This is a genomic window from Actinomadura violacea (genome assembly GCF_017573465.1).
Classification (GTDB): Bacteria; Actinomycetota; Actinomycetes; order Streptosporangiales; family Streptosporangiaceae; genus Spirillospora; species Spirillospora violacea.
Window position 1 is genome coordinate 1 of sequence record NZ_JAGEPF010000035.1, and the last position, 26,965, is coordinate 26,965.

At 71.8% G+C, this 26,965-nt stretch carries 22 protein-coding genes; 10 read left to right on the forward strand and 12 right to left on the reverse strand.

Annotation, left to right across the window (positions count from 1 at the left end; all coding sequences use genetic code 11):
- The first annotated feature begins 1,093 nt into the window (after positions 1–1,093).
- On the forward strand, positions 1,094–1,846 hold the full coding sequence (locus tag J4709_RS43120) for a hypothetical protein (protein WP_208250878.1): 753 nt from the start codon (positions 1,094–1,096) through the stop codon (positions 1,844–1,846).
- On the opposite strand, the gene J4709_RS43125 is transcribed toward J4709_RS43120, so the two are convergent.
- The 6 genes from J4709_RS43125 to J4709_RS43150 form a co-directional block, all read right to left on the reverse strand.
- Positions 1,847–2,725 (reverse strand): hypothetical protein, encoded by an 879-nt coding sequence (locus J4709_RS43125; RefSeq protein ID WP_208250879.1) that lies wholly within the window; start codon positions 2,723–2,725, stop codon positions 1,847–1,849.
- A gap of 168 nt (positions 2,726–2,893) precedes the next feature.
- The gene (locus J4709_RS55185; RefSeq protein WP_208250880.1) at positions 2,894–4,909 is read right to left on the reverse strand and encodes a sporulation protein; all 2,016 of its coding nucleotides are present in this window, start codon (positions 4,907–4,909) and stop codon (positions 2,894–2,896) included.
- Positions 4,910–5,044: 135 nt separating this feature from the next.
- A complete protein-coding gene (locus J4709_RS43135; RefSeq protein WP_307802049.1) occupies positions 5,045–6,439 on the reverse strand; it encodes a M16 family metallopeptidase in 1,395 nt (464 codons plus the stop codon).
- On the reverse strand, positions 6,436–7,695 hold the full coding sequence (locus J4709_RS43140; protein ID WP_208250881.1) for a M16 family metallopeptidase: 1,260 nt from the start codon (positions 7,693–7,695) through the stop codon (positions 6,436–6,438). The genes J4709_RS43135 and J4709_RS43140 overlap by 4 nt, the downstream gene beginning before the upstream one ends.
- Positions 7,696–7,947: 252 nt before the next feature.
- Positions 7,948–8,301: an STAS domain-containing protein gene (locus J4709_RS43145; RefSeq protein WP_208250882.1), complete on the reverse strand. Its 354-nt coding sequence runs from the start codon at positions 8,299–8,301 to the stop codon at positions 7,948–7,950.
- Positions 8,302–8,378: 77 nt separating this feature from the next.
- The gene (locus J4709_RS43150) at positions 8,379–8,996 is read right to left on the reverse strand and encodes an ATP-binding protein (protein ID WP_232384929.1); all 618 of its coding nucleotides are present in this window, start codon (positions 8,994–8,996) and stop codon (positions 8,379–8,381) included.
- A 224-nt stretch (positions 8,997–9,220) separates the two neighbouring features.
- Between J4709_RS43150 and J4709_RS43155 the strand changes: the two genes are divergently transcribed.
- Together J4709_RS43155 and J4709_RS43160 are read left to right on the forward strand one after the other, a co-directional pair.
- Positions 9,221–10,087, forward strand: coding sequence for a Sco1979 family transcriptional regulator (locus J4709_RS43155; protein WP_173096572.1), 867 nt, complete (start codon positions 9,221–9,223; stop codon positions 10,085–10,087).
- Entirely contained in the window at positions 10,084–10,338 is a 255-nt protein-coding gene (locus J4709_RS43160) for a DUF397 domain-containing protein (protein ID WP_372442232.1), read from the forward strand. The genes J4709_RS43155 and J4709_RS43160 overlap by 4 nt, the downstream gene beginning before the upstream one ends.
- Positions 10,339–10,513: 175 nt before the next feature.
- Here J4709_RS43160 and J4709_RS43165 read toward each other — a convergent pair whose 3' ends face one another.
- Positions 10,514–12,334, reverse strand: coding sequence for a serine/threonine protein kinase (locus tag J4709_RS43165; RefSeq protein WP_307802050.1), 1,821 nt, complete (start codon positions 12,332–12,334; stop codon positions 10,514–10,516).
- Between the two features lie 170 nt (positions 12,335–12,504).
- Entirely contained in the window at positions 12,505–12,690 is a 186-nt protein-coding gene (locus J4709_RS43170) for a hypothetical protein (RefSeq protein ID WP_208250883.1), read from the reverse strand.
- Between the two features lie 274 nt (positions 12,691–12,964).
- Between J4709_RS43170 and J4709_RS43175 the strand changes: the two genes are divergently transcribed.
- Both J4709_RS43175 and J4709_RS43180 read left to right on the forward strand, forming a co-directional pair.
- Positions 12,965–13,363 (forward strand): HAAS signaling domain-containing protein, encoded by a 399-nt coding sequence (locus J4709_RS43175; RefSeq protein WP_208250884.1) that lies wholly within the window; start codon positions 12,965–12,967, stop codon positions 13,361–13,363.
- A gap of 116 nt (positions 13,364–13,479) precedes the next feature.
- Positions 13,480–14,883: a S8 family serine peptidase gene (locus J4709_RS43180; RefSeq protein WP_208250885.1), complete on the forward strand. Its 1,404-nt coding sequence runs from the start codon at positions 13,480–13,482 to the stop codon at positions 14,881–14,883.
- Between the two features lie 9 nt (positions 14,884–14,892).
- Here J4709_RS43180 and eccCa read toward each other — a convergent pair whose 3' ends face one another.
- On the reverse strand, positions 14,893–18,876 hold the full coding sequence (eccCa, locus tag J4709_RS43185; RefSeq protein ID WP_208250886.1) for a type VII secretion protein EccCa: 3,984 nt from the start codon (positions 18,874–18,876) through the stop codon (positions 14,893–14,895).
- Between the two features lie 158 nt (positions 18,877–19,034).
- Between eccCa and eccD the strand changes: the two genes are divergently transcribed.
- The 5 genes from eccD (at position 19,035) to J4709_RS43210 (ending at position 23,500) form a co-directional block, all read left to right on the forward strand.
- Positions 19,035–20,426, forward strand: a complete 1,392-nt coding sequence (gene eccD / locus J4709_RS43190) for a type VII secretion integral membrane protein EccD (protein ID WP_208250887.1) — start codon at positions 19,035–19,037, stop codon at positions 20,424–20,426.
- Positions 20,426–21,787, forward strand: a complete 1,362-nt coding sequence (gene eccB / locus J4709_RS43195) for a type VII secretion protein EccB (RefSeq protein ID WP_208250888.1) — start codon at positions 20,426–20,428, stop codon at positions 21,785–21,787. The genes eccD and eccB overlap by 1 nt, the downstream gene beginning before the upstream one ends.
- Positions 21,788–22,017: 230 nt before the next feature.
- Positions 22,018–22,332 (forward strand): WXG100 family type VII secretion target, encoded by a 315-nt coding sequence (locus tag J4709_RS43200; RefSeq protein ID WP_208250889.1) that lies wholly within the window; start codon positions 22,018–22,020, stop codon positions 22,330–22,332.
- 67 nt (positions 22,333–22,399) lie between these two features.
- Entirely contained in the window at positions 22,400–22,696 is a 297-nt protein-coding gene (locus tag J4709_RS43205) for a WXG100 family type VII secretion target (protein WP_208250890.1), read from the forward strand.
- Between the two features lie 324 nt (positions 22,697–23,020).
- Positions 23,021–23,500, forward strand: coding sequence for a hypothetical protein (locus J4709_RS43210; RefSeq protein ID WP_208250891.1), 480 nt, complete (start codon positions 23,021–23,023; stop codon positions 23,498–23,500).
- Between the two features lie 233 nt (positions 23,501–23,733).
- Here the strand turns inward: J4709_RS43210 and J4709_RS43215 are convergent, their stop codons facing one another.
- The 3 genes from J4709_RS43215 to J4709_RS43225 are packed head-to-tail and all read right to left on the reverse strand — an operon-like array spanning position 23,734 to position 25,828.
- The gene (locus J4709_RS43215; protein ID WP_232384930.1) at positions 23,734–24,684 is read right to left on the reverse strand and encodes a DUF6177 family protein; all 951 of its coding nucleotides are present in this window, start codon (positions 24,682–24,684) and stop codon (positions 23,734–23,736) included.
- Positions 24,681–24,983: a hypothetical protein gene (locus J4709_RS43220; protein ID WP_208250892.1), complete on the reverse strand. Its 303-nt coding sequence runs from the start codon at positions 24,981–24,983 to the stop codon at positions 24,681–24,683. The genes J4709_RS43215 and J4709_RS43220 overlap by 4 nt, the downstream gene beginning before the upstream one ends.
- Positions 24,980–25,828, reverse strand: coding sequence for a MinD/ParA family ATP-binding protein (locus J4709_RS43225; RefSeq protein WP_208250893.1), 849 nt, complete (start codon positions 25,826–25,828; stop codon positions 24,980–24,982). The genes J4709_RS43220 and J4709_RS43225 overlap by 4 nt, the downstream gene beginning before the upstream one ends.
- Between the last annotated feature and the right edge of the window lie 1,137 nt (positions 25,829–26,965).

The window sequence follows — 26,965 nt, forward strand, 5'->3', positions numbered from 1 at the left end:
CGCTTGGACGCCCCACCCCGCCGTCCCCCCACCCGGCCCTGCCCCCGCAGACCAGTCGCCGGCTGCTCCACCACCTCCGCCGGGTGCTGCACCGTGGACGCCCCACCCCCCGGTAGCCCCCTCCACCGACCACCCGGCCCCGCGCCCGGAGAGCGGGCCCGCAGGTCCACCGCCCGAGCCCCCGGCGGGTTCGACGCCGCCGTCATGGACGCGCCAAGACCCGATCGCCCGACCGGCCGCCACACCGTCAGGCCCAGCGAGCCGCCCACTCGGTGAGCCCGCAGGCCCCCCGGCGGAGCCGCCTGCCGAGCCCGCGACAGGACCGTCATCGCGCGAGCCCGCAGAGCCGCCCACCGGTCCCACACCATGGACACCTCACGACCCGATCCCGCGACCTGCGCCCGGCTCCTCCGCAACCCCGCCGCTCCCCGGCCCTGCGGGACGGACGTCCGGTGCCCCAGCAGAGCCGTCGACCGGCCCGGCACCCTGGACGCCCCACGACCCGCGCTCCCGAACAGCGCCCCCTTCTACCGACCAACCGACGGCACGTCCCGCGGGCAGCTCACCTCATGGGCCCCCTGCGACAGAATGGGCCGCGCACGCGCCGGGGGAGTCGTCCTCCGAGGCGGAGGGCTCCGGGGAGCCCTATCCGCCGTACAGGGCGACCGAGGTGCCTTCATCCGAGGGAACCCCAGGCTGGGTGCCGCATACTCCATCGGACGGGCCGTCTGGCGGCCGTCCGGAGACGCCGCAGTGGGCGCCGCACGGGACGGGCGTCCCGGTGCCGGAGGACGAAGTCCCCGGCGCGGCGACGGACGACGAACCCGAGCGATGGGTCGTCCGGAAACCGGGCGGTCTGCAGGCGGGAGCACCGGAAGGCCCCGCGGCGACGCGGGCTGCCGGCAGGCATGAACGCCCCGGCGGCGACACGGACGAACCCTTCCTGCCAGGGAAGGGGCTGTCCGCCGAACCACCGCCCTCCCTGACGAAACCGGACGCGACAAGGCCCGAACCCGCTCGCCGGCAGCCGCCTACCGCCGCGCTGGCGCCGCGGCCCGTGCCCGCAGCAGAGCCGATCCCGGAACCGGGGCCCATGACCGATCCCGGACGCCGCAGGGCGCTCGCCGACGCGTTCATGGTCGAGTTCGTCGGGAGCACCACATGGCGGGCGATGCTCGCCGTCCTGGAGGGCGCCTTCCCCGGGCTGGGCATGGCGGCGGCGCTGTCGGGGCGCGCCGACGAGATCCGCGGCATGACCGACGGCCTCGACCGCACCGCGTCATCGAAGCTGGGCCTGCCCACGTGGCTCGACGACGCGGGCATGGTCTTCGACCTCAGCGCCCATCTGAACGCGCGGAACGCCCCGCGGACGCCGATGCGGGCACGCCCCGCGCAGCCGCGGGCGTCCAGGCCGTACGCGGGGGCGTTCGTGATCGACACCCTCGACCCGCTGCGCTACCACCGCGCGGTCGGCGGCCCGAGGGCGCCCCGCGACCTGCCGGACGACGCGGCGCTGACGACCACGTCCGGCATGGGGGAGGACGATGACAGCGGCGTCGTCATCGTCGCGAACCTCACCTCGGCGGGCGTGCGGGTCCTCGATTCGCTGACCCTCTGGCGTTATGCGGGACGCGTCGTCACGAACACGCTGCACGAGCCGTCGCGGCCGCGGACGCGGGCCCGCGCCCGGCGCGCGCTGCGCGCGCTGCGGCGCGTCGTGGTCATCGACCCCGATCTCGGCGTCGGGCTGTGCCTGCAGACCGACCCCGGGCACGCGCCCCGCTGCCTGCTCGCGTTCGGCGTCGACCGGACGGACGACGCCCCGCCGCGGTTCGTCCGGCCCTGATCACTCGTCCGGCAGGAGCCGGGACAGGTCGGCCCGCCGATCCTCGGGGAGCTCGCGGAGAAGGCCTGCGAGCTCCCACGGCTCGGCGGGCGCCTGGTCCGGCAGGACGCCGCAGAGCAGCGTGCTCGGCGTCCGGACGACGGTGAACCGGCCGAACCGCGCGATACCGCCGCCCCGCAGGTGCGCCAGCTCGCTGACGAGGGCGCTCAACGCACTCGGGCCGTCCGCACCGGCCAGGCTTGTGACCTGCGCCAACAGGTCTTCGGCCACCGCGTCGGGCCGGCGCCCGGACAGGTGGTAGACCGTCCCGAGGTACGAGCCGTCGGCCGCCTGCGGGGACCGCTGGTCGCGGACGCGGACGCGCAGCCCCCACTCGGCGGCGCACCGCTCGTACGCGTCGGCGAGCAGCGCCTCCGCCTCCCCTTCCTCGCTGAGCAGGATCCCGGGGACGACGCCCTCCTCACGGTCGACGCGTTCGAGCATCTCCCGGTGCAGCTCCCGCACGTCCTGCTCCACCGTGTCGAGGGAGCGGGCGAGCGCGTGCTGCGCCTCCCGGTCGAGGCCGAGCCCGGCCAGCTCCCCGGCGAGGTCGGCGGTCTCCTTCTCCAGCCGGTCGACCCGCCCGGAGAAGGCCTCCAGCCGGTCGAAGACCTCCGCGGACGCACCGTCGGGCAGCGGCTGCGGGATCGGGATCCCGGACGGCTCCGCCGCCGCCGCGACCTCCGTCCTGAGCGCCTCGTGCCGTTTGACGAGCTCGGACAGTTGGGCGCGCAGTTCGCGCACGTCCGCCTGTGCTTGCGGGAGCCGCTTGTCGGAGGCCAGGTAGAGCTCGCGTCCGGCGATCGCAAGGCAGAGCAGGACCAGGATCACGGTGGTCATGTGACTCCTCGGGAGGCGGGCTGCCCTCTCGACCCTAACCATCCGGAACCCGATTGGCCGAGCCCGCACGACAACCAGTCCCAAACGCCCGCCATGTCCGGGTGCGGGCCGCGTGCGGCGGGCAGGGGCGGCGCGGCCGGGTGCGGCGGGTGGCAGGGGTGGGGGAGGTCAGCCGAAGAGGCCGCCCAGTAGGCCGCCCAGGACGTCCGCGGCGACGTCGCCTGCGATGTCACCGGCCACGTCGCCCATGGCATCCAGGGCCATGCCTCCGGCGACGCCCGCGACCACCGCGCCGCCGACCAGGCCGGCGGTGGCGATACCGGGCCCATAGTGGTGGTGACCGTGGTGCCCATGATGGCCGTGGTGAATGTGGACGGGGGGCGCATACGGCAGGGGGCCGGGTGGTGCGAGTGGTGGCTCGCCGGGGCCGTAGTGCATGGGACCGCCTGGCGCCGGCGGGGGCGGACCCGCCGGAGCGGGCGGCGGGCCTGGCGGGGCACCGTGTCCGGGTGCGGGGGTCGCATGCGGCGGGTAGGGGGCGGGGCCGCCGGGTGCGGCGGCGTGCTGGCCGGGGGCGCTCGGTGGCATTCCGGGGCTTGGCGCGTTGCCGGGTGGTGGGAAGCCGGGAGTGGCGCCGTGGGGTGCCGGGCCCGACGGGAAGCCGGGCGATTGGCCATGGTTCGCGGCTCCGGGGGGAGGCGGCGGGAACGGGCTGCCCTGGCCTGCCGGAGGTGCGCCTTGCGGCGGATGCCCAGGGCCGCCCGGCGGCGAATACGCGGGGCCGCCCGGCGGCGAATACGCGGGGCCGCCCGGCGGCGAATACGCGGGGCCGCCCGGCGGCGAATACGCGGGGCCGCCCGGCGGCGAATACGCGGGGCCGCCCGGCGGCGAATACGCGGGGCCGCCCGGCGGCGAATACGCGGGCGTCGCGCCGTGGCCTCCCATGCCGGAACCGGGTGGCGATGCGAAGCCCTGACCAGGAGGCGGAGGCGGGAACCCTTGCCCGGCCGGGGCGGGGCTCGGGGAGCCAGGTGGGTACGCGGGCGCTGCGCCATGGGCGCCCGGGGCCGGCGCGCCGGGTGGGTACGGATGCGCTCCGCCGTGGCCGCCTGGGGCCGGCGGGGCGCCGGGCGTGGGCCGTCCGAACTGGCCGGGCGGAGGTGGCGGGAAGCCGGGCCCTGACGGCCCTGGGGCGCCCGAGCCCGGGTAGCCCGCGCCGGGAGCGCCCGGCGGTGGGAAGGGCGAGGCGGCGGCCGCGTGGCCCGGGTTCTGTGGACTACCGGGAGCGGGCGCGGGGGGTGGGAACTGTGCGTTGCCGTAGGCGTTGCCCGGGGACGCCGGACCGGGCGCGGGCTGTCCGGGCGAGGGCGGCGGCGGTGGGAAGGCCGCCTGACCGCCGTAGCCGGCGCCACCGGGTGGCGGCGGGCTCGCGTGGGCGGCCCGCGGGAGCGCGGCGGCCTCCTCGAGCCACTTGCCGATCCTGGCGTTCCAGTCCGTCTCGGCGGCTTCGGCGTGCCCGACCTTGAACACGCCGAACGCCTCGTCGGACGGGGCGGTACGGTCCTCGGCGCGCAGGACGAAGGCCACCTCCCGCGGGCTGGCGACGAAGGTCAGCCCGACCTGCTCGAGCCGGCCGTGGAAGGCGGACGGCGGCGCGAGGTGGATCTCCTGGTGGAACGGCAGGTGCCGGGCGACGCCGCGCAGTTCGGATTCCTCGAACGTGACGTGCCTGATCTGGAAGCCGAGCTTCGCGATGGCGGCCAGCACCCACTGCTGGGATTCCAGCGGCTCCACCGAGATGGGGTCGATGTCGCCGGGGTCGGGCTGTCCGGCCACGTCCACCTCGGTGCACAGCCCGATGGTGAAGCCGGGCAGTTCCCGTCCGAGGACGGTGGTGAACGGCAGCTCGTACGGCAGCGGGATGGAGAACGACAGGTCGCGCTGCCGCGCGGGGTCCAGCGTGAAGCGGCGGGTCAGCGCGCCGCGATAGACCTCCGGCCCGGCCGTCTCACCATGGCCGTCGCGCATCCGCGGCATCAGCGCCAGCGTGACGTGCCGTACCTCGAGGGGACGGTCCCCGCCGCGCACGTGGACCTTGCCCGCCACCACGCCGCCCGGCTTGCAGTTCGGCTCGGCGAGGATCGTGTCGACGGACGGTCCGCCTGCCATCTGCCCGTAGGACACCGGCCGTTCCCTTCTCCCGACGCGCGGGGGGTGCACCCCCCGCGAATGTCAGACGGACTCCACCATGCCATCGGTTCGCCTACCCCCGCGGTCCGTGCCCGAGGGCCGCCGGACGGGGCGAGGGCGGGCAGGCGGTCACTCCTCCTTCGACGTGACGGTGACGGGGGCGTAGCCGAGCTTCTCCAGCGGTTCGCGGATCTGCGCGGCATCGCCCACGGCGATGATGGTGAGCGCCTCGGGGTCGATGTGCTTGTTGTAGGCGCGGGCCACACCGTCCGGGGTGGACGCCCGTACGGCCGCCAGGTAGTTGCTGGGGTAGTCGGCTCCGAGCCCGCTGGCGGACGCGTCGGCGAGTTCGGCGGCGACGGCGCGGGACGTCTCGTACTCGGCGGGCGCCCGGTCCGCCAGGGCGCGGACGGACGAACCGTGCTCCTCGGCGTCGATGCCCCGGGAGATGATGCTGCGCAGTTCGGTCAGGGCGTCCGCGACCGCGTCGGCGGTGACCTCGGTGTGCACGGCGCCCTGGGTGATGAACAGCCCGCAGTGCCGCATGCGCAGCAGTCCCGCGCGCACACCGTAGGTGTAGCCCTTCTCCTCGCGCAGTACCGCGTTGAGCCGGGACGTCAGGCCGCCGCCCAGCACGTGGGAGGCGACCACCAGGGACGGCCAGTCGTGGTGGGAGCGGTCCGGCACGCCGTGCCCGAGGGCGAGGTAGGTCTGGACGGAGCCGGGACGGTCCACGACGACGATCCTGGCGGCGGACTCGGGCATGATCCGGTCGGCGGTCGGGAGCGGCCCGCCGGTGCCGGCCCAGCCTTCCAGAGCGGCGGTGAGGGCCGCGTCGGCCTCGGTGCCCGACAGGTCGCCCGCCACGACGGCGGTGGCCTCTGCGGGCACCACCGAGCCGTAGAAGGCGCGGATGTCGGAGCCCTGGAGCGTGCCGACCGAGGTGCGGGTGCCTCCGGTCGGCCGGGACGCGCGGGCCTCGGCGGGGAACATCACCGCGCGCAGCTCGCGCATGGCGCGGGTGCCGGGGTCGGCGTCCTCCTGGGCGATCTCCTCGAGCCGCTCGCGGACGAGGCGGCGCACGTCGGCGTCGTCCAGCGCGGGACGGCGCACGACCGAGGAGAACAGTTCGAGGGCCGGGCCGAGCCGGGTCACCGGGACGTCCAGCGCGATCCGCAGCGCGGTCAGGTCGGCGGAGGCGTAGAGGCTGGCGCCGAGCCGCTCGAACGCGGCGGTGAGCGCGGTGCCGCCGCCGGGCTCGGTGCCCTCCAGCAGCGCGTGGGCGGTGAGCGTGGCGACGCCGTCCAGGCCGCCGGGCTCGCGGCCGGCGCCCGAGTGCAGGACGAGCCGGACCGCGGCGAGGCTGCGGCCGGGCAGGTCGACCCGCAGGGTGCCGGGCCCGGCGGGGACCCGGCCCGCGGTGCCGGCCGGGAACGCCCACGGCGGGACCGGCCCGGGCACCGGGCGGGGCTGGAGCGCGAGGCCCGCGGTACCGGGAGGCAGGTCGGGGCTGGGACCGGTCACGACGGCGTACCTCCGTAGGTCAGGGCGGTGCGGCCGCCCGGGGCGAGCCAGCGGCCCGCCATCTCCTTGATCGCGTCCGCGGTGACGGCCGCGGCCCGCCCGGGGGCGGTGAAGACCCGGGCGGGGTCGTCGAACTGGGTGGCGTTCTGGGAGAGCGCGTTGGCCAGCCCGGTGACCGTCTCGGTCTGCTCCAGGAAGCCGCGCTCGGCCTGCGCCGTGGCGCGGGCGGTCTCGTCGGCGTCGGGGCCGTCGGCGGCGAACCGGCTGAGCTCCTCGTCCAGCACGGCGGCGATCTTGTCCGGTTCCGGCCCGATGGCGTCCACGATCGCGAGCGACTGGCCGGAGGCCAGCCGGGTCACCCCGGCCCAGACCTCCGTGGCGATCTGGTCGCGGCGGACCATCCGGTCGTAGAGCCGCGAGCCGGAGCCGCCACCGAGGATCTCCACCGCGAGCTCGGCCGCCTCGATGTCGTCGCCGCCGTCGGAGGGCAGCGTGAACATGGCGAAGTACGCGGGGGAAGGGACGTCCTCGTCGAGGGTTTCGCCGCTCACGCCCGCGAGGGGTGCGAGGTCGCCGGGCCGCGGGAGCGGCTTCTGCGGGCCGGCGGGGATGCCGCCGAAGTATCGCTCGACCGCCGCGATGGTCTTCTCCGCGTCGACGTCCCCGACGACGGACAGGACGGCGTTGCCCGGCGCGTACCAGGTCCCGAAGAAGTCGGCGCAGTCTTCGAGGGTGGTGGCGTCCAGGTCCTCCATGGACCCGATCGGGGTGTGCGCGTAGGGGTGCCCTTGGGGGAAGGTGAGGGCGCACAGCCGCTCGAACGCGGTGCCGTAGGGCTGGTTGTCGTAGCGCTGGCGGCGCTCGTTCTTCACCACGTCGCGCTGGTTGTCGAGGTTGGCCTGCGTGAGCGCGGCGGGCAGCGTGCCCATCCGGTCGGCCTCCAGCCACAGGGCCAGTTCCAGGTGGCTGATGGGGACGGTCTCGTAGTAGTTGGTGCGTTCGAACGAGGTGCTGGCGTTGAACGCGGCGCCGGCGCTCTCCAGCAGCGCGGCGTGCTCGCCTTCGGCGACGTTGGCCGAGCCCTGGAACATCAGGTGCTCGAAGAGGTGGGCGAGCCCGGTGCGGCCGGCCCGCTCGTGCCGCGAGCCGACGCCGTACCAGATGTTCACGGCTGCCAGCGGTACGACATGGTCCTCGCAGACCACCACGCGCAGGCCATTGCCGAGCGTGTGCTCATGCAGCGGCTGTTCTGCCACGGAGCGCTCCCGTCCGTTCGATGATCGGCTGGCGGACAGCACCGCGCGCGTCGGTGGGCCGTGCCCAGGCGGCGGGCTTGATCTCTGACTCACCGTACCGGTTGAGCCCGGGCCCGGCGCCTTCGCGGCGAACTGTGGATAACTCCGCCGCGGAGCACCCCTGAAACCGGGAGGAAGACCCTCAAGCCGGTCGGGAAAAGCGGTGGTCAGCGCCCCCTGCGCGGTGAACCGGGAGCGGACGGGGTGCGGCGGTCAGGACGCGGGGGCCTCGTGGGCCGCGATGGCGTCCTCCAGCGACCGGTGCAGCACGAAGATCTTGGTGAGCTGCGTGACGTGGAAGACGCGCCGGACCCGGTCGTTCACCCCCATGAACGACATGGAGCCGTCGCGCGCGCGGAGCCGGTGATAGATGCCGACCAGGACGCCGAGGCCGGTGGAGTCCAGGAAGGTGACCTCGCCCAGGTCGATCACCAGGTGCAGTCCGCCGCTGTCGATGATGCCGAGCAGCTCCTCGCGCAGCCGGGGGCTGGTGAAGACGTCGATCTCACCACTGATCTTCACGACGGTGAGGCCTTGTTCGACGCGGTGCTCGACGGCGAAGTCCACCGGTGCTCCTTCTCTGCCGCTCGTCGGGGGACAGTCCCCTATACCCAGTGGGGCGGGGCGTTATCCCTCGGGCTCGCTCACGGGGAACGGAACAGCGCCCATACGACCTTCCCGTGGGAGAGCGTGCGCCACCCCCACCGGACGCTGAACGATTCGACCAGATGTAGCCCGCGGCCTGTCTCGGCTATGTAGTCGGGTTCCTTGCGGCGCGGTGCGGACTGGCTCGCGTCCATGATTCCGCAGAGCAGCCAGGGCTTCTTGTGCACGAGGCGCAGCCGGATCGCGGACGGGGCCGACCCCAGCGGGTCGGCCGGGTCGTCGTACACGCCCTCGCGGTGCACGTCGTCGCCCGGCCGTCCGCACACCGCCCTGCCGCTGTGCCGCAGCGCGTTGGTGACGAGTTCGGAGACCACCAGGCCCACGTCGTCGGACAGTTCCGCCAGGTCCCAGTCGGTAAGCCGGGAGAGAGCGAAGTGCCGGGCCTCGGTGACCGACTCCGGGTCGGGCCGGACCACGAAGGACACCGTCGGCCCCGCGAGCTCCGTAAGCGCGGTCACGGCCGCGTCCAGGCGCTCGGGAAGGTCGCACGACTCGGGTACAGGCGTCGAGTGCACGACCTGGTCCCGTGGGACCGCCGGCCCCACGAGGGGGCCGAGCTCCCACCGCGTGTCGTCGTGCGCATGGCGTGACGTCATTCCCCGGACCCCGCAGAGTGATCTCGTTGTGCAGCCGTGGCTCGGAAGTCTCGTGCGTTATCCTGCGCATCGTAGCGTGCGAATGCAAGGCCCAATGCACGTGCATCCGGGTTGTGGGGGTGCGGGGCGACCGGGTTGCACGCGGGTGATCGGAGGTAACCGCAGGACACGGAGGCCAGTGGCACACTAGGTTCGCTGTCCGCCGAATAGCCGGGAGGTTGGGCGTGACTCCAGAGACGCCGGGAAGCGGGTCGACGGTCCGTCGGATCCTGCTCGGGTCGCAACTGCGCCGTCTGCGCGAGCAGAAGGGCGTGACCCGTCAGGACGCCGGCTACGTCATCCGCGCGTCGGAGTCGAAGATCAGCCGCCTGGAGCTCGGGCGCGTCAGCTTCAAAGAACGCGACGTGGACGACCTGCTGACGCTGTACGGCGTCGGCGACAAGGCCGAGCGCGAGGCGCTGATACAGCTGGCGCGGGAGGCCAACACCCCCGGTTGGTGGCACCGGTACAACGACGTTCTGCCCGGCTGGTTCCAGACCTATGTGGGCCTGGAGGAGTCGGCGGCGTTGATCCGCACGTATGAGCTGCAGTTCGTCCCGGGACTGCTGCAGTCGGAGGGGTATGCGCGTGCGGTCATACGCCTGGGCAACGCCGGAGCCGCCGAACACGAGATCGACCAGCGCGTGGAACTGCGCCTGCAACGGCAGGAACGGCTCACCGGCCCGGACGCCCCGCGTCTGTGGGCGGTCATAGACGAGGGGGCGCTGCGGCGCCCCATCGGGGGCCCGGAGGTGATGCGGGGCCAGTTCGAGCACCTCATCGAGATGTCGAAGCTGCCCAACGTCACCATCCAGATCATGCCGTTCAGGTTCGGCGGCCACGCCGCCGAGGGAGGGGCGTTCACGATCCTGCGCTTTCCCGAGCAGGACCTGCCGGACGTGGTTTACGTCGAGAACCTCACCGGCGCCATGTACCTGGACAAGCGCGACGACGTCGACACCTATCTGCAGGCGATGGAACGCCTGTGCGTCGACAGTGCGACCCCGGAACGCACCGTCGAGCTTCTTGGTGATTTTCTCAGAGAGACATGATGCTCCAGACCGACTACGACAACGGGATGCCCGCGACCAAGCTCCACGGGGCACGGTGGCTGAAGTCCCGTCGAAGCAACTCCCAGGGGAACTGTGTAGAGATCGCCGAGCTGCCCGGTGGGCAGGTCGCGATGCGCAACTCCCGCCACCCCGAGGGCCCGGCCCTCATCTACACCCGCCCGGAGATCGAGGCACTCATCCTCGGTGCCAAGGACGGCGACTTCGACCATCTCATCGCCTCCCGCAACTGACACTCCTGGAAAACCGCCAAACAACGCCGCCCGGCGCTCAGCGACCGCGTGGCACGTCGAAACCGCGGCGGGTCGGCTACGGTGCACCGCACGTCGACCCGTCCGCCCAGGCGAAAAGCGAACGCATCAGAGGCCACCCCGGCGCGAGGGTGGCCTTTCGTCTGTGACGCCGGCGTCAGCCGCAGTTGCCGTAGGGGGCCGTGGCGCCGTTCCCTCCGAACCGGACGCACACGCCCGGAGCCTTCACGTACACAGGCCCCGCGTACCACGCGAACGAGCCGCTGTCGCCCGTGCGGCTGCCGCCCTTGGCCTGCAGCCACACCGACACCGCGGAGGCCTTGCCCACGTTCTTGGTCTTCATCGTGACGGCGCAGTTCTTCTTCGTGCTGTTGCTGTACAGCAGATAGGCGACGCCCCCAGAACCGGCAACGGAGCGCTGCACGTTGTAGCCACTGCCGCATGCCTGCTGCGGCGTGTACTTGTTGGGCGGCTCATTGACGGGCGTGGTTCCGCCGCCACCGCCGCCGGTGCCCTTGGTGGGCGATGTACCGCCGCCCGGTTGCTGCTGCTTGTCGCCCGGCTTCTTGTTAGGGCCGGCGGGGTCCTGGCCCTTCCCCTGCCCCTGCGGCTTGCCCTGGCCGGGCTGCTTCGGTTTCCCCGGGCCGTTGGCCGATCCGGTGTCGCCGCCTGCGCCGGCCGAGCCGTTCCCGGCGCCGGGGCCCTTGTCGGAGGCCTCCACACCCTTGTTGCTGTGGTCGCCCCCACTCGAACTCGTAGCGGCCCATACCGCGCCGCCGCCCACCACGACCGCGGCCACCGCGATCGCGGCCGCGATCGGCACGAGACGTCCGCGCTTCCCGCCGCCCGTCGGCTGCGTGTAGGACGGTCCAGGAGGGCCTGGAGGAGCCGGCGGGAGCCCGTACTGAGCGTCGCCCGACTGCAGCGTCATCTCGCCGTACGAGGGCGGCTGCGGCGCGGTCCTGTTCTGCGGCCCGGCCGGGTCGGTGACATGGTCGGGTGGCAGGAACGCCCCTGCCATCACCGAGGGCGGAGCGTTCGGGTCCGTCGATCCGGCATGGCCCGGCGTCGCGTTCTCCACGGGAAGGCCGGGGAACGCGGGCAGGGGCGGCACGGGAGCGCCCGCCTGGGACGTGCCACTGGCCGCCCCTACGAGAAGTTCCTGCGCCTCCCGGGCGGTGGGACGCTGCGAGGGCTCCTTGGCCAGGCACGCCAGCACCAGGTCGCGCATCGGCCCCGACAGGTCGCCGAGGTACGGCTCGCTGGTGAGGATCCGGTTCATGACGGTCGCCATCTCGTCATTGCCGAAAGCGGGGCGTCCGGTGGCGGCGAACACCATGGTCGTGCCCCAGGCGAACATGTCCGAGGCCGGTCCCACCTCGCCGCCGCTGAAATGCTCGGGCGCCATGTAGGCGGGCGTACCGACGTTCTGCGTCTCGCCGGCGGCGCCCAGCGCGCGCGCCACCCCGAAGTCGATGACACGGGGACCGTCCGGCCCCATCATCACGTTGTGCGGCTTGAAGTCGCGATGCACGATCCCGGCCTGGTGGATCGCCGTGAGCGCCGTCAGCGTGCTGATGGCGAGACGCTCGAGCGCGCCGCCGGTACGGGGGCCCTCCTCGCGCACCACATAGGCCAGGGACAAGCCCGGGACGTACTCGCTGACGATGTACGGCTGGTCGCCCGCCACATCGGCGTCCAGGACCTGCGCGGTACAGAACCGGGCCACGCGCTTGGCGACCTCCAGCTCCCGCACGAACCGCGCCCGCGCGGACTCGTCCCCCGTGAGCCCGCCGTGCAGTAGCTTGATCGCGACGTGCTCCGAGAGGCGGGCGGAGGCGTCCGCGCCAGCGCGCCGGCCCAGGAAGACCGCGCCCTGCCCGCCCTCTCCCAAGCGGCCCAGGATCTCGTATCCGCCCAGCTCGGTCGGGTCGCCCGACCGCAGCGGATGGGCGTCCGGCATCGTCCTGTCCGTCACACCACTCGCTCCCCGTTACTTCCGTTTCGTCCCGTAAGCCTATGGCCACACGAGGGTATGCGGTTCGCGAAACGGTTGATCTAGCTATTTCTCCTGGTATGCCGAAGCCCTCGCGGGGGAGCGCGAGGGCTTCGGATGCGGCGGCCGGATGTGGCCGCGCGGACCGTGGGTCAGGCCGGGTCCGGCGCGCGCCGCTCGGGCGGCGGCTGCTCGTCCCGGCCCGCGGAGCGGCCCGGCGGGCCCTCCGGGGCGTGGTGTCGTTCCAGGCGCGCCGCGACCGCGAGCGCGCGCAGCGACGTGGACTTGACCTGCTTGTGCCCGTGGTTCACACGGGGCCGAAGGATGCTGCTGGGCATGGCCCGCCTCCAAGGGGGTCGTCGTGGACGTGTGGCGTACGTGCTACCCCGCCGGCCGGGGTTCGCACGCTAGTTGCAACCGCAAGATCCTTCTGGCTATTCCGAGTGATCGTTCCGTTTAGCGACGGATGTCCCGGTGCACGGGGCCCTGAAGGCCGGTTCTCGCCCTGCCGATGTCGTCCTCGGGAGCGGCTAGTTTGTGTCCCCGTCCGCTGAGCTGCGGGGCTCTGGCGGACGCTCGCCCGTTCCGTCCGTGCTCGCAAGGAGGGACCCGATGACCACCCCCTATCTCGACGACCTCGCGGAACGGCTGCGCGACGGCGGCGTCCCTGAGGACGAGGTATCGGGGACGGTGGACGACCTTGCGGCGCACATAGCGGAGACAGGTGCGGCCCCCGAAGAGGAGTTCGGTCCCGTAGAGGAGTTCGCCGCCGGGTTGGTCGCCGAACGCCGCGCAGCGACCTATGCGCCCGCCAAGCGGTTCTTCAAGAGCAAGCGCTTCTACACCTTCGTCTCCTGCTACGCCGCCTTCGTCATCGTGGTCTGCGGCGGGTGGATCGCCTTCGGGCCGGCAGGCTCGCGCACCGGCTTCCTAGTGGGCTTCCTCCTGGGCGCGGTGATCGCGGCGGTCCTGATGACCGTCCGGCTGAGGCAAGAGCACCGGCGCGGCTGACGCAAGGGCGTCGTCGGCGTGCTTCTTGACAGGCTTCGTACAGGCGTGATGCCGACCGCGTAAGGATTCCTCTACAGTCGTTCGCCGAGCCACCCATGCCCCCGGGGGAGAAGGCGATGCGCGCGATCGGACTCGTTGCGGCCGGTGTCTTATTGGCGTCCTCGTACCCGGCCTTGCCGTCGGCCGCCGCCCCTGCCGCCGCGGCCGCACGTCCCATGGCGGAGCCTTCACCGAAGACCTCGCCGTCCAAGACCTCGCCGTCCAAGAAGCCGTCGTCGAAGCCCACGGCGAAGCCGTCCACCAAGCCTTCCGCCAAGACCTCCCCCAAGCCGTCGACTACCGCGCCGCCACCGCCGTCACAGGCGCCGGTGACATGCGACCTGCCCCGCGGCTACCGCGGCACGATCAAGGAGTCGTGGGCTCAGAAACGACTCGCCTTCCAGCGCGTGTGGGGCCTCACCCAAGGACAGGGCGTAAAGGTGGCCGTCGTTGACAGCGGTGTGGACACCGGCCATCCGATGCTGGACGGCCGCGTCGCCGACTACACCGACCTCACCGGGACGGGCAAGAAGGACTGCGCCGGCCACGGCACCGGCGTTGCAGCGCTGATAGCCGGACGCGACCTGAACTCCCAGGGTGTTCCGCTCGCCGGTGTGGCGCCCGCGGCCCGGCTCGTCATCGTCAAGCAGCAGAACGCCGACCGCGACGAGCACGGCGGCGAACGCCTTCCCACGGCGATCCGTTGGGCGGCGGACGCCGGCGTTCAAGTCATCAACGTGTCCATAGCGGCCGCTCCGTCCTCGGCCCTGGAGCAGGCGGTCCGCTACGCGCAGGACCACGATGCGGTGGTCGTCGCCGCCGCGGGCAATGCCACGAAGGACGATGGGGAGGACGGCCCCGCATACCCGGCGAGCTATCCGGGCGTCATCTCCGTCGCGTCGCTCGGCGAGGACGGTCACCGCATCGAGTCGTCAGGGCTGCAGTCCCGGGTGGACGTCGGCGCGCCCGGCAAGGACCTCACCATTCCCTGGCCCGGTGGCGGCTACAACCCGCAGGCCGAAGGGACCAGCTTCGCCGCCGCGTACGTATCAGGTGTCGTGGCGCTGGTGCGTGCGAGCCACCCCGGTCTGCATCAGGACCAGGTCGTCCGGCGCGTTCTGTCGACCGCCGATGGCAACGTCGGTGACGGAACAGGCCGCGGCATGGTGAACCCGACGCAGGCCGTCACCGCGATAGTGCCCGGAGAGGATGCGCCTGGAGCGGCGACCACACAGCCCTCACTGCGCCCGGCGAAACTGGCGGCGCCGGCGCACCCGGACGGCCATACCACCGACGTGGCGGTGGGCGTCGCGGCCGGCGCCGTAGGGCTCGCCGCACTGGCTGCACTGTGCGGCATCGTCGTTCCCATGGGAAAGCGCCGCGGATGGCGCCCGGGCAAGGTCGTCCTAGGCGGCCGGGAGGACGACGAGGAGCCGATCGTCACCGGCACCGAGGGCGGCACCATCGGCGCCCACCACTGAGCAGCCCCGTCAGTCGTCCAGCGCGGTCTGCACCAGTCGCGCACCCTTCCGCCTGTCGGTGAGGGTGCCGCGCCCCACCGGCAGCGGTGTCGGACGCACCTCGCCGAAGAGAGCGCCCTCCTCTTTACTGCCGGACATGATGAGCGCCGGTGCGGCCAAGTCCTTCAACTGCTGGATGACCGGGTCGTACAAGGCGCGGCCCATACCGCCCATGGTCCGGGACAGGACGAGGTGGAGGCCGATGTCGCGCGCCTGGGGGAGAAGGTCGAGCAGCGGTAGCAGCGGGTTGTTGCCCGTGGCGACGAGGTCGTAGTCGTCGACGACGACGAACACGTCGGACCCCTTCCACCAGGACCGCTTACGCAGCTGCTCGGGTGTGAGGTCGGCCGGCGGGAGGCGGTCGTTGAGGGCGTCCACCAGATCGGTCACCAGTTCCGTCGCGGCGGACGCCGACGCGGCATAGCCGACCCGGTGGTCGGTGTCGGCCGTGTCGAGGAGCGCGCGCCGGTAGTCGATGAAGATCAGCCTCGCCTCGTCCGGGCCGTGCCCCGCGACGATGCCCTCGGTGATCAGCTTCAGCAGGTTCGACTTGCCGCACTCGGTGTCGCCGACGACCACGAAATGCGGGTCGGCGGCGAAGTCCAGCAGGACGGGCGACAGGGCGTCCTCGTCGATCCCGATGGGGACCCGCCATTTCGGCGTCTCAGCGTCCCCGAGAGCCTCCCGCAGGGCCGGCGCCGGGAGCAGGTCGGGCAGGAGCCGCACGGGCGGCGCCTGGGGGCCCTGCCAGGCTCCCGCGACCACCTCGACCATCTTCGCCACGCCGTCTCCGAGGTCGGCGGCGTCACCGCTCCCGTCCAGCCGCGGCAGCGCGGCCAGGAAGTGCAGGCGGTCGCGGGTGAGACCGCGGCCAGGCCGCCCCTCGGGAACGTTCTCGGCGAGCCGCCGGTCGATCTCCGACTCGTAGGAGTCGCCCAGCCGCAGCTCCAGGCGCGTGCCGAACACGTCCCGGATCCCCATCCGGAACTCCGACCACTTGCCCGCCGTCGCCACCACGTGCACGCCGAAGCCGAGCCCCCGCGCGGCCATGTCGGTGATGACCTCCTCCAGGTGCTCGTACTCCTGTCGGAGGGTCATCCACCCGTCCACTACGAGGAAGACGTCTCCGAACCCGTCACCGGGGATCTGACCGGCCGCCCGTAGACGCCGGTACGTCGCGATGGTGTCGATGCCGCGTTCGGCGAACTCGCGCTCGCGCCGCTCAAGGAGCGTGGACACCTCCGCCACCGTCCTGCGGACGCGGTCGGCGTTGAGCCGGTTGCTCACACCGCCCACATGCGGCAGCCCTGAAAGCCCGCCGAGCGTGCCGCCACCGAAGTCCAGGCAGTAGAACTGCACCTCCTCCGGAGTGTGCAGCAGCGAAAGCGACGTGATGAGCGAACGCAGCATCGTCGACTTGCCCGTCTGCGGGGCGCCCGCGATGCCGACGTGCCCCGCCGCCGCCGACAGGTCCACCCAGAACGGGACGCGCTGCTGGTCGAAGGGCCGGTCGACGATCCCCACCACGGCGGCGAGACGGCCGCGCCCCTCCCATCCGGCCGCCGTGAGGCCGTGCTCGCGCGTGGGCGACAGCGGAGGAAGCAGCTCATCGACCGTAGGCGGAACGTCCAGCGGCGGCAGCCAGATGCGGTGCGCCTCAGGACCGTGCCCTGCGAGCTGGTCGATGACGGCCTTGAAAAGGGTCTCGCCCGTCTCCTGCCCGGCATCGGGCTCCTCGGGCGCGTGCCGCTGCGGCGTCTGCGACGGAACGTAGGCCGTGCTGTAGGGGATGATCTGCCGCGGCGTCCCGGTTCCGGCAGCGGCGGCCTGTGTCCGTTCCTCCTCCTCGACCGGGCCCGACACATATGCCGCCTTGAACCGGACCATGTCGCTGACGTCGACCTTGAGGAACCCGTTGCCGGGCTGGGACGGCAGCTCGTACGCGTCCGGAACGCCCAGGACCACCCGCGACTCCATCGCCGAGAACGTCCGGAGCCCGATCCGGTACGACAGGTGCGAATCGAGCCCGCGCAGCTTGCCCTCCTCCAGCCGCTGCGAAGCGAGAAGCAGGTGCACTCCCAGCGAACGCCCCAGGCGCCCGATCATCACGAACAGCTCCGCGAACTCCGGCTTGGCGGCCAGCAGCTCGGAGAACTCGTCCAGCACCACGAACAGCGTCGGCATGGGAGCCAGCTGGGCACCCTGCTCGCGCGCGCGCTCGTAGTCGCGTAGTGAGGCGTAGTTGCCCGCTGACCGCAGCAGCTCCTGACGCCGGATCATCTCGCCCTGGAGGGCGTCGTACATGCGGTCGACGAGCGGCAGCTCCTCCTCCAGGTTCGTGATGACCGCGGACACGTGCTGCAGGCGCTCCAGCCCCAGGAACGTCGCGCCGCCCTTGAAGTCGACGAGGACGAAGTTGAGCGTCTCCGAGGAGTGCGTGACAGCCAAGGCCAGGACCAGCGTCCGCAACAGCTCGGACTTGCCCGAACCGGTCGCGCCGATCAGCAGCCCGTGCGGACCCATGCCGCCCTGCGCGGACTCCTTGATGTCGAGCTCCACCGTACGGCCGTCGGAGTCCACGCCTATCGGCACGCGTAGCCGGTTGCGCTGCGCCCGAGGCTGCCAGGTGGACCGGACGTCGATGCCGTAGGGGCCCGCCAGACCGAGCAACGACGTCAACGTGAGGTTGCTCGCGAGCGCGTTCTGCTCCGGCTCGTCCGCGGCGCCCGCCCGCAACGGCGCGAGACGAAGCGCAAGACCCTCCGCCTGTACGGGCGTGAACGAGTCGGCCTTGCCCAGCGGACTGGACACGTCCTTGCCGGTGTGGTCGCGCTCCATCATCTGCATGCCGTCATCGGTGACGTGGAGACGCAGCATGGTCGCGTCCGACGTCGGTGCCACGGAACCGCTCAGGTCGATGACGCACACGCCCTTGATGCCGTCAGCACCCATCTGGGAGTCGGTCGGCACGATGCCGTCGTCCACCACCACCACGTGGAACGGAAGGTCCTGGGTGTCGACCCCGGGGGAGAAGCGAGGACGGTCCTTCAGGTCGTCCTCGAGCAGAGCCTCCAGGTCCGTCAGGGAGTGCCCCGTGAGGCGCACCGGTCCTGCAGCGTCGTGCTCGGTCGGATGAAGGCAGTGCGGCAGCCACTTCGCCCACTGCCACTGCCGCATACGGTCCGGCGACGCGCAGATGGTGAGCCGCACATCGTCCGGCGTATGGAAGGTGACGAGTTGCGCCACAAGAGCCCGTGCCATGGCCCGCGCCGCGATCGGGTCTCCCGTCACCATGATCCGAGCGAACGCCGGCAACGAGACCGCCACCGGCAGATCGGGGACCGTCGCATGGGCGCGCATGAAGCGCCGTAGCGCGCCGGCGCACATCGGCTCCAGATCCTCGATCGGCTTGGTCTCCGGCGTGACGAGCTCCAGCGCGAGCCTCTGCCGCCCCCGCCCGACACGTACCTGGCCGAAGTCCTCGTCCGACGGACGCCGCTCCCACAACCGGTGGCTCATCGCCAGGGACCACAGTGTCCGGGGGCTAGGGCCGCTCCACTCCAGAGCCTCCCGCTGCTGCTTCGCGGCCTTCCGCACGCGCGCGCGCATCTGGTCCAGGTAACGGTAGTAGTCGCGGCGCGCGCCGTTCAGCCGCTGCTTCCGCTCGCCCGCGCCCTGGCCCATGTGCCCGAAGCCCATGCCGACCATCGACAGGACGAACAGGCCGGACGCCACCCACATGATCGGGTTGCCGCCTCCGGCGCCGCCCGCGCCGCCCATGAACATCAGCCCCATGGCGCCGCCGCTGGCGGCCATGGGCAGGTACATCAGCGCGTTCGCGAACCCCTGGCTGATCGTCTCCGGGATCTCCGGGGGAGGTTCCAGCACGATCTCGCCCTCGGGCAGCCGCGGAGGCGGCCGCCTTTCCGGCCGCCGCACCACCACGATTCCCACGGCCGTTTCCCTTCGCGTCGCCATGACCCGGAGTCAATTTCGGGTCATCCTAGTGATCCCCCGGCGGTCCGCGCCCTGCCGCGAAGCCATTCTCCGGGTGGCGGAAAACGGTCCCGGCTGATAGTGAATGTGCGGTCATCGCTACGATCGGAGGTCGCGTGAATACCTCGACGGGCGCCGACCTGTGCCGCGTGGTCGTCGTCGCCCCGCACCGCAGGCTGGACCTCTCGCTGCCCGGAGACATTCCCCTTTCCCACATGCTTCCGACGTTGCTGCAGGTCGCGGGCCACAATTTGGCCGACGCGGGGCTCGCGCACTCCGGCTGGGTGCTGCAGCGGCTCGACGAGGCGCCGCTCGACGAGTCGCGCTCGCTGTCCGCCCTCGGCGTCAGCGACGGCGAGATCCTCTACTTCCGGCCCGAGCTGTCCCAGTTCCCCGAGGTCGCCTTCGACGACGTCGCCGACGTCGTCGCCACGGGCGTGAACGAGCACGCCGACCGGTGGCGCCCCGAGACCACGCGGCGCTTCGGCCTACTCGCAGGCGCGGCCACCCTCGGCTTGGGCGCCGTGGGCATCGCCCTTACGGGGCCGCCCTGGGGGCTGCTGACGGCCGCGTCCGCCGGCGTCGCCATCGTGCTCCTGCTGGCGGGAATCGTCCTGTCGCGCGCGCTCGGCGATTCTGGGGCCGGAGCCGTCCTCGGCTACAGCGCGCTCCCGTACGCGTTCCTGGGCGGCCTCCTGGCGCCGGCCAGGTCCGTGCCCCTCCTGCACCTCGGAACGCCGCACCTCGCGGCAGCCTTCGCCGCGGTCACCCTCGCCGCCGTCGTCTCCGCGTTCGCCATCCACGACGGTCTGCCGACGTTCCTGGGCGTCGCGTTCGTCGCCCTGCTCGGACTGGTGTCGGCCGCACTCGTCCAGGGCGTCGGGCTGTCCCCGTCCGGAACGGCCACCTTCGACGCCTCCCTGTGCCTCGCCGTCACGGCCCTCATCCCGTCCCTGGCGTTCCGCCTGGCGCGGCTGCCGCTGCCCCCCGTTCCAGAGAACGCCGAAGAACTCCGCAGCGCCCAGACCTTCGACGGGCCGACCCTCCTGCGCCGCACACGCGAGGCCGACCGTTTCGCGACCGGACTGGTCGCCGCCGTAGGACTGGCGGGGCTCGGCGCACAGCTGTCCCTGCTCACCACGCACGGATGGCTGCCCGTGACGATGAGCATCTGCCTCTCCCTGGTGCTCCTCCTGCGCGCGCGTGTCTTCCACGGCCGTTCACAACGCCTCTGGATGCTGCTCTCAGGCCTTGTAGGGCTCGCCATCCTCGCCGTGCACCAAGCCGTCACGGCCACCCCGGCCATGACGCTGCTGACCGTCGTCCTCCCCGCCGTACTGGCCGTAGCGGTCATGACCGCCATGGCCCTCAGGCTCCCCGCCCGTAAGCCCTCGCCCTTCTGGGGCCGGGCCGGCGACATCGTCGACATCATGCTCGTCATCAGCCTGCTGCCGCTCGCGTTCGGCCTGCTCAACCTGTACTCCTGGCTGCGAGGACTGGCCGGCTGATGCAGACCCGCAAGGACCTGTACCAGGCGCACCGCCTGATGACCCAGCGCGTCGCCCTGGCGCTCCTCCAGGGCAGTCCGAGCGCCGCGGAGTCCCCGCTGCGCCGCACCGGCGTCGGGACGATCTGCGGCGTCATGGTGGCCGTCCTGGTCGCGGCCGGCTTCGGCATCACCGGCCTCATCTTCAAGGGCGGCGCCCGCAACCTCGAACGCCCCGGCGTGCTCATCATCGAGAAGGAGACGGGCGCCACCTACGCCTACAGTCGGCAGGACCGCAAGCTGGTCCCGTTCCTCAACTACGCCTCCGCCCGGCTCGCCATGCCGACGTCGGAGATCCAGCGCAAGACGGTCTCGTCCAAGTCCCTGGCGAAGTACCCGCGGGACCCGCTCACCGGCATCCAGGGCGCGCCCGAATCGCTTCCCGAGACGGGGAAACCCAGCCACACGGCATGGTCCTTGTGCGCCCGCACCTCAGCGTCTTCGGGCGGTTCCACGGTCTCCCTAGTGGGCGGCCCCGACATAGGCGGGCGCCCCCTAGCCGACGCTCAAGGCGTGGTCGTCAGGGGAGGTACGCAGGACTGGCTCATCTGGCGCAACAGCCGCATGCGCATCACCCCGAAGGCCGCCCGCGGCCTCAGCGCCGAACAGCCCGTCGCAGTGGACGAACGCTGGCTGAACGGCCTGCCCCAAGGACCCGACTACGCCGCCCCCTCCATCCCCCAGCAAGGACACGAGTTCCCCGGGCCCGGCAACACCTCGGCACCCGCGGGACAGATCTTCCATGTCGCCGCCATAGCCGGGACCCCGGAACGCTGGTACGTGCAGCTCCCCGACGGGCTCGCCAGCATCTCCGCCACGCAGGCCCGCCTCCTGCTCGACTCCCTGGCGGCCGGACCACCGCGCGACATCACTCCCGCAGAGGCCACGTCGAAGCCGTCCCAGAGCAACCTCTACGACCACGCCCTACCGGACTCGCCGCCGCACATCGTCGCCTACGACTCCCACCAGCCCCTGTGCACCGTCTACCGCAAGGCGTCCCGGCTCTCGGCGGACGCCCGCTTCACCATCGGCGGCAACCTCCCCGCGCCGTCCGGGCAGACGTCCTCCGGCCTCGACCAGGTCGTCCTCCCCGGGGGCGGGACGTTCGCGGGCACCCTCTCCGGCCCAGGCCAGCCGGTGCAGACGTTCTCCCTTCTCACCGACCAGGGCCTGCGCTATCCGATCCCCACCGCCGACGACATCGCCAAACTCGGCTACAGCACGAAGGACGCCACCCCAATTCCGGCAAACCTATTGCAACTGTTCAAAGAGGGTCCCACGCTGACATCTTCGGCCGCCGGGCGGCCGGTTCCGGCCAAATAACGCCGGAACCGTTCGAGGGCTTGACTGCTTTGCCTGTTCAGCCCTGGATGCCACGCCGTTCATAGTTATCCACAGGTGTCATTCCTGATGGACAGGCGGTTTCGCTGCTCTCTACGCTTCGTCTTGCTCGTTGTCACGGGGTGTGTCGTCGAACGGTCCGGGATTCTCTGCCGGTACCCGCGGGCGCCCGTCTCGTGATGCCCGCGCAGTCGAGGTGAAGGAGAACGGCGATGAGCAACCGGTCATCGGTGAACCGGCAGCACATGCAGCAGGCGGCCGGGAACGTCCAGGACGCCCACGGCCAGATCGGCCAGATCAAGAACCAGCTCAACACCCACCACGCCGAACTGCAGAGCGCGTGGAAGGGCGAGTCGTCGGCGGCGTTCACCCAGGTCTACAACCTGTTCGAGACCGAGTTCGCCAAGGTCCTGAAGGACCTGGACCTCATCCAGGAAAAGCTCGTGCACACCAAGGCCAAGTACCAGACCGCCGAGCAGAACAAGACCGCCCGCGTCAACACCCTCAAGGGCCTGGTCAACGGCTGACCCCACCCCCCACACAACACCCACAACGGCACGGCACGGCAGCACACGGCACGGGAGGCCCTCCGAGATGAGCACCGACTTCACCTACGTCGACTTCGGCGGCATGCAGAACGCGCAGGGCAACTTCACCAGCGCGCTCAAGAGCTACCAGTCGGTCCTGGACACCCTGGACAGCCAGGTCCGCGCCCACCTGGCCGAATGGGACGGCGACGCCCGCAACGCCTACGAGCAGAAGTCCCGCGAGTGGAAACTCGCCGCCCAGCGCATGGCCACCGCCGTGTCCAGCATGAGCAAGGTCATCGGCGAATCCCACGACATCCACCTGGGCGCCGAACGCCAGAACACCGCCATGTGGGGCTCCTGAACCACACCTGACGACCATCGCCCTTGCCTCCCCAAGACCCCTCGCCTGACCTCCACCGGTTCCCGCACCTGGGCGCCACAGCCCCCGTCACACCGTCTCCAAGCGGGCTGGACCTGATCATCTGCGGTCTGCATACCGCCGCCGAGCCCAGGCCCGGTGGCGGCCACACCAGAGCCCAGTCGGTGGAAGTCCACCGCCGGCAGTTGCTACAGGTCGCCGCAGCGATGAACGGCGACCTTTCGGGCTGCAGCGCACTCTGACGGCCTGGAAGGTGGAGGTCAGCGAGGTCCACCATTGGGAGGCTGCGCAGCGGACGGGCCCGAGGTGGATGACGGGGGCGGACAGGCGTTCCACCAGGGAATCCGGCCCGGAACGCTGGGGCACGGGAACCTTGCGCAGTACGACTACGCCACGCTCGCCGGCTACATCGAGCAGGCCTGGCCGGACGGGCTCGGCGGCGTGGCGGAGGCCCACGCCATGGTTCAGAAGGCGTTCAGCGAGGCCGAAGGCAACCTCGGTAAGCACATCCAGCGCCTCAACATGATCTGGAAGGGCGGTGCCCAGGAACCCGGCAGCGCTGACATGCGCTTGCTCACGAAGGCGACCCGAAGCGGCGCCACGCCCAGCGGCCAGTTCTCCAGCTTGATACACAGCGGCTACACCGCGATGGTGGTCTCCCAGCAGAGGATGCCGTCCACGTCCGCCTCGCTCGGCACCGTCGCGGGCACGAACCCACCGAGGCCACCAAGCTGGCCGCCGACAAGGCGGCCCAAAAGCACCCGGCCAAAGCCAACACCGCCCTGACCGCCACCTTCGACCAGATCCCAGCCTCCTTCACCCTCGATGTCTCGCTTGGCGGTCGCCAAGAAGTCCCCTTCGGCGGCGGGCCTGCGACGGGCGGTCCGCCCGTCAATGCCTCACCGGTGGGTGACGCACGTCCACCAAGGGATCGGTGTCGTCGTGCAGTTGATCGGGCCACCGGATCAGAAGGCGATGCAGAGGCTCATCGACGAGAGCCGGGCTTGCACCTGAAGGGTTCAGGTGGTGCGGCGGAGGTGGGTTAGGAGGTCCTGGTGGCGTTGCCAGTATTCGGGTGAGTAGCCGTCGCCCAGCTGGTACCAGGTGACGGGGGCGTCCGGGGGGCCGAGGCGCTTGCGGGAGAAGCCCGGCGGGCCGGTGTAGGCGCCGGCGGAGGCAAGGCCGATGGGAGCCGACGAGCCCGTCCAGCGCGGTTCGGTCGTGAGGTCGGCGCGACCGGGGACGAGCTGGGCGAGAAGGGCGGTCAGCGGGTGGTCCGCTGACAGGAGGTCGATGAAGGAAGGGAGCTGGGGGATCGGAGGATCCTCGTCGTAGGTGTAGCCGATGGTGAGGGTCGTTTGCTCGGCTGTGCCGGAGCCCGGGGGTACGAGCGGCGAGAAGTGCGAGGTGGCTATTGCCGGGCGGGTGCCCGTGCCTATGGCGATGAGTTGCGTCGACGACGTGTTCGTTACGTGGGTTGTCAGTTTGTCGGTGTGCCAGGGGTGTTGCAGGGGTTCGGTGCGGCCCCAGCCCTTGGGGGGTTCGCCGGTCAGGAGGCGCATCAGTTTCTCTGCGTGTGCGCCAAGGACGGCTGAGGGGCCGTGGCGGGCCTGGAAGGTCAGGACGAGCTGGTTCCCGATCGGAGCGGTCGGAGGCGTTGTGTAGGTCGAGGCATAGTCGCGCGCCTCGGGGAGCGGGACGAAAGCGTTGCCGTTCCAGTGCATGGGACGTCCGGTAAGGCCCTCGTAGTAGCCGTTGTCCGCGTGGACCAGCCACTGCGCTTTGGATGCGCGGAGCGGAAGGGTCACGCGGCTTGTGGCAGACGTGACGAGCTGGAGCGTGCGGTTCGTCCCTTCGCATTCGGTGAGGGCTTCGGAGATGGCGGGAGAGAGGGGGACGACAGGGCGGTCGTTCAGCATGACCATGGCGTGGGCGGTGAGGACGTCGGCGCCGCCTGCGGTTTGCGTCATTGAGCCGTCCATATCGTGCCGTTGATGGTTTCGGCGCAGCGTTGGGCCAGGTGGTGGGCTTCGGGTGAGTCCGTGGCGATGTGGATCTCCGTCCACCACACGGGGGCGGCGGAATCGATTCCGAGAAGGCGTTCCGCTTCGCCGGGGACGGAAACGAGGACCGGTTCCCGGACGCGCAGGAGGAGGCGGTCCTCGGCGTCGAAGACGTAATCCCTCGCTGCGCGGAGCGGCGGGGATGCCAGGGCCTGGAGGTCCAAGGACGGCTTGTCGGTGGTGAGGACTATCAGTTCGCGGCTCATGATGCGCTCAGGGAACGGGTGAAGACGTCCGCCGCGATCCGGGTCGCGGCGGCGTGGGTGGGCATGCTGACGCGTTCGGGGGCGATGGCGATGCCGGCGGCGAGGTGCCGGTCGAAGGGGAGGAGGGTGACGGGGAGCGTGCCGCTGCTGAGGAGGCGAGCGGCCCGGTCCAGGTCGGCGTCCGGGTTCGGTGTGTGCGCGACCAGGACGATGACCGTGCGTTGGAGTAGCGGGCCGAGGCCGTTCCAGGCCATCCAGTTGAGGGCGGCGCGCGCGCTGAGGGCACCGTCGGGCGTGCCGGGCGTGACGAACACCTGCGCGTGGGCGCCATGCAGGATTCCGCGCTGCAGCTCGGAGACGAGCCCTCCGCCGCAGTCGATGACGGTGGTGGAGAAATAGCGTCCGAGGCGGCCGGTGCCGTACTGGAAGGTCGCGTGGTCGAGATCGTCCGCGACGGCGCCGCTGGGGGCGGCGGGCAGGACGAAGAGACCCTCGGGAGTACGGCCGAGGTGCGCGGCGGTCTCGTCCCAGGTGTTGGGGCGGGCGGCGGCGAGCTCTCGGAGCGAACTCGGGGCGTTGACGCCGATCCGCAGCGCCAGGGAACCGAGGCCAGGGTCGGCGTCGATCGCGAGGACGCGGTCCGGACGGTACTGCCGGAGGACCCCCGCGATGAGCGCGGCGATCGTCGACTTGCCGGCGCCGCCCCGGATGCTCGTCACCGCGATCCGGCGGCTGGACGGGACCGGGACGCCGATCTGCGCCGTGAGCTGCGCCAGTTCGCGGACCTGGCCGGCGGCGGACGCGCCCATCGCGCGGCGGACACCGCGTCCCAGCCGGCGGGACATCGGATCACCGTGCGGGTTGCGCCGGACGAGGTCCTGAGGAGCCGGCACGCCCCCGGGCGGCGTGGCGAGCCGGTTGGGCGAACCGGTTGCCGCGGGCGGACTGGCCGGTGGCGGCGCGGGGGCATTGTGCATCGGCGCGCCCGAGGCCGGGTCGGTCGGTGGAGGGCCGGCGGTCGTTGACGGCTGGTCGGATGGCGAAGCGATCGTCCAACCGGGCGTAGCGGGAGGTGTCGCATCCCCGGCGTCTGCGGGCATGACCGGTGCGCTCGGGGCTGCCGGGGGCGTAGCGGGGCCGGTGTGCGGAGAGGCGGTCGTCCAGTTCGGCGCTGTCGGCGGCACTGACGGACTGGCGTCTTGGGAGGTGCTTGTCTCCCCTTCGGCTGTGAGGGCTGCCGGAGGGTTCGCCTCTGCGGACGCGGTCGGCGAGGCTGGGGCTGCGGAGTCGGTATGTGCGGCGGGGACCGTCCAGCCTGGGGCTGCCGGGGGTGCCGGCGGTTCGGCGTCGGGCGAGGCGATCGTCCAGCCTGCGGACGCAGTGGTCGGCGGAGGGCCCGCGTCTGCGGGGGTGGGTGTCGAGGCTGGGAGTGCGGGGGGCGTTGATGGGCTCGTGTGTGCGGCGGGGATCGTCCGGTCTGGGGCTGCCGGGGGTGGTGACGGTTCGGCGTCTGGCGGGTTGATCGTCCATCCGGGCGTAGTGGGAGGTACCGGATCCCCGGCGTCCGCGGGCGTGATTGGTGCGCTCGGGGCTGCTGGGGGCGTCGCAGGGCCGGTGGGCGGAGAGGCGGTCGTCGAGCTTGGGGCTGGCAGCGGTACGGGCGGTTCGGCGTTTGGCGGGGTGATCGTCCGGCCTTCCGACGCAGAGGTTGACGGAGGGGGTGTCTCTGCGGGCTTGGGGGGCAAGGCAGGGGCCGCGGGGGGCGTTGATGGGCTCGTGTCTGCGGCGGGGATCGTCTGGCCTGGGGTTGCCGGGGGTGGTGACGGTTCGGCGTCTGGGGAGGCGATTGTCCAGCCTGCGGATGCAGTGGTCGGCGGAGGGGCTGCGTCTGCGGGGGTGGGTGTCGAGGCTGGGGCCGTAGGGGGTGTTGAAGGGCTTGTGTGTGTCGAGGGCGGTGTCGAGGCGGGGGGCTGCGCGGGCGT

What these genes read in the sequence shown, in the direction of transcription:
- J4709_RS43220 (WP_208250892.1), bottom strand. Translation starts at nt 24,983, where the DNA reads ATGAGCCGCGAACTGATAGTCCTCACCACCGACAAGCCGTCCTTGGAC.
- J4709_RS43225 (WP_208250893.1), bottom strand. Translation starts at nt 25,828, where the DNA reads ATGTCCCGCCGGCTGGGACGCGGTGTCCGCCGCGCGATGGGCGCGTCC.
- J4709_RS43125 (WP_208250879.1), bottom strand. Translation starts at nt 2,725, where the DNA reads ATGACCACCGTGATCCTGGTCCTGCTCTGCCTTGCGATCGCCGGACGC.
- J4709_RS43215 (WP_232384930.1), bottom strand. Translation starts at nt 24,684, where the DNA reads ATGACGCAAACCGCAGGCGGCGCCGACGTCCTCACCGCCCACGCCATG.
- J4709_RS43180 (WP_208250885.1), top strand. Translation starts at nt 13,480, where the DNA reads ATGCGCGCGATCGGACTCGTTGCGGCCGGTGTCTTATTGGCGTCCTCG.
- J4709_RS43200 (WP_208250889.1), top strand. Translation starts at nt 22,018, where the DNA reads ATGAGCAACCGGTCATCGGTGAACCGGCAGCACATGCAGCAGGCGGCC.
- J4709_RS43205 (WP_208250890.1), top strand. Translation starts at nt 22,400, where the DNA reads ATGAGCACCGACTTCACCTACGTCGACTTCGGCGGCATGCAGAACGCG.
- J4709_RS43170 (WP_208250883.1), bottom strand. Translation starts at nt 12,690, where the DNA reads ATGCCCAGCAGCATCCTTCGGCCCCGTGTGAACCACGGGCACAAGCAG.
- J4709_RS43150 (WP_232384929.1), bottom strand. Translation starts at nt 8,996, where the DNA reads ATGACGTCACGCCATGCGCACGACGACACGCGGTGGGAGCTCGGCCCC.
- eccB (WP_208250888.1), top strand. Translation starts at nt 20,426, where the DNA reads ATGCAGACCCGCAAGGACCTGTACCAGGCGCACCGCCTGATGACCCAG.
- J4709_RS43160 (WP_372442232.1), top strand. Translation starts at nt 10,084, where the DNA reads ATGATGCTCCAGACCGACTACGACAACGGGATGCCCGCGACCAAGCTC.
- J4709_RS43120 (WP_208250878.1), top strand. Translation starts at nt 1,094, where the DNA reads ATGACCGATCCCGGACGCCGCAGGGCGCTCGCCGACGCGTTCATGGTC.
- J4709_RS43175 (WP_208250884.1), top strand. Translation starts at nt 12,965, where the DNA reads ATGACCACCCCCTATCTCGACGACCTCGCGGAACGGCTGCGCGACGGC.